The 2229-nt window shown below is 38.5% G+C and carries 1 protein-coding gene; it reads left to right on the top strand.

Translation table 11 applies throughout. The annotated features are described in order from the left end of the window. On the top strand, nt 1-1246 hold a 1246-nt coding region (gene ettA, locus HP439_RS18830; protein WP_172391866.1), incomplete at its 5' end, for an energy-dependent translational throttle protein EttA. Between the last annotated feature and the right edge of the window lie 983 nt (nt 1247-2229).

Below are 2229 nucleotides of genomic sequence, written 5' to 3' on the forward strand. Positions count from 1 at the left end.
ATTGGATGCTAAATTGGAACGTGCAATGGATGCTTTACGGTGTCCGGACCCAGACTCTGTTGTTGTCAATTTGTCAGGCGGCGAGCGTAGGCGAGTGGCACTTTGTCGTTTGCTATTGCAGGAACCAGATGTTTTGTTGTTAGATGAGCCGACAAATCACTTGGATGCCGAGTCAATTGATTGGTTGGAACAGCACCTAAAACAATATAAAGGAACTGTTATCGCAGTAACGCATGATCGTTATTTTCTGGACAATGTCGCGGGATGGATTCTTGAGTTAGACAGAGGTGAAGGGATACCTTGGAAAGGAAATTATTCGTCTTGGTTAGATCAGAAAGCTAAACGATTAGCGCAAGAAGAAAAACAAGAGACTAAAAGACAAAAAACCTTGGAACGTGAGCTTGAATGGGTTCGGATGGCTCCTAAAGCGCGTCATGCTAAATCCAAGTCTCGCTTGCATAATTACGATAAATTGGCTTCCGAGGAAACGAAAGAACGGGAAGAAAAACTCGAGTTGTTTATTCCGCCCGGACCACGATTAGGGAACGTTGTGATTGAAGCCAGTGATGTTTCGAAAGCATATGGCGATAAGATCCTATTTGAAAATTTGAGTTTTGCTCTTCCTCCTGCCGGTATTGTTGGTATAATTGGTCCAAATGGTGCTGGTAAAACCACTTTGTTTCGTCTAATCACCGGGCAAGAACAACCTGATACAGGGACATTTAGAGTTGGTGAAACTGTGGTATTAGGTTATGTGGACCAAAATCATGACGATCTCGATCCGAGCAAATCAGTTTGGGAGAATATTACTGACGGTAACGATAACATATTATTGGGAAATAAAAGTCTTAATTCGCGTGCCTATGTTTCTAAGTTTAATTTCAACGGAGCAGACCAGCAGAAGAAGGTTGGAGTGCTTTCTGGAGGAGAACGTAATCGGGTCCACCTTGCTATTACATTAAAAAAAGCATCGAATGTTCTTTTATTAGATGAGCCTACCAATGACATCGATGTAAACACTTTGCGAGCTCTCGAGGAAGGATTGGAGAATTTTGGTGGTTGCGCCGTCGTAATTTCTCACGATCGTTGGTTTCTTGATCGAATATGTACCCATATTTTGGCATTTGAGGGAGATTCAAAGGTTTATTTTTTCGAAGGGAATTATACAGAATATGAGGAGAATAGGAAGAAGCGCCTCGGCGACGTCGCACCAAAGCGTATCAAATATAAAAAATTAGTGAATTAAAATAAAGGTGACGCAGTAAAATTAATGACGGAATGATTGAAGATGTGTTCATGCTAGTTATCACTTTTGGTTTCTAGCGGATAGTGGATGAATCCTAATACATTTCGTTCGGAATATAAATCGTCAAAGATAAACCTCGCCAATGTATCCCTGGTGAAACTAGGGATACTCCTGATCAAAGGAGGGCGGACTTTATTTAAATGAAAAGATTGCGTTTATTCTTAATGATTTGTGGCTGGTGGTTTTATATATCACTTTTCCAATAGTCTAAAAGAGGCTTGTGTTGTTTGGAATGCGGCGTGATCGGCCAATATGGCTTGCTATTAGTTATTTATTCATCAGTAGAGTGCCCTCGAACACGGTTTCTGAAATTGAAAGAGAGGAGAAGGGGCTTAATACGGTTCAAGTCGTTGTAAAATACAAAATGCTTTATTTAAAATAAAGCACCTCTTTTCTTGCATCAATTTCATTTAGAACAATTGTCTGTTCTAATTTTTCGTTTGTGTTTCTAATTTTTCGATTCTGCTGCCTGCAAAACCCCAATTTGTAATATAATACATATACGGGTTTTTACATAAATTTCGAATTTTTTCTTTTTTCCTTTTTACCATATTTTCTTTTTTAGTGTCGATAATTAATGTAAATGTTCAAATAGCGTTCCATAATTTTAAATAGTTTGTGATCAGGTTATGCGATGTTCGTGCATTTTATAATAGGCGTATTCATTTGTTCAGTTCTTTTATTAATACTGAGTTTAGCGGAATCGTAAAGCGATTTACTTGCTAGGGTGTTGTATTATCAAAAAATATCATTCAGATATTCAGTCTTTTGGGGGTTATGGTAGAAATAGTTTTGAGAATGATTTGGAATTAGGGTTTTAGTTTTGCTACCTTTGCACCACTCCGCAAGGGAGGAACGGTTTTGAAAGGCGAAAGAGAGTGATTGAGAAGTTGAGATTTAGGTCTTGATTTTGGATATCGAGA

Origin of the sequence: Sphingobacterium shayense (assembly GCF_013179575.1) — a bacterium.
Lineage (GTDB): Bacteria > Bacteroidota > Bacteroidia > Sphingobacteriales > Sphingobacteriaceae > Sphingobacterium > Sphingobacterium shayense.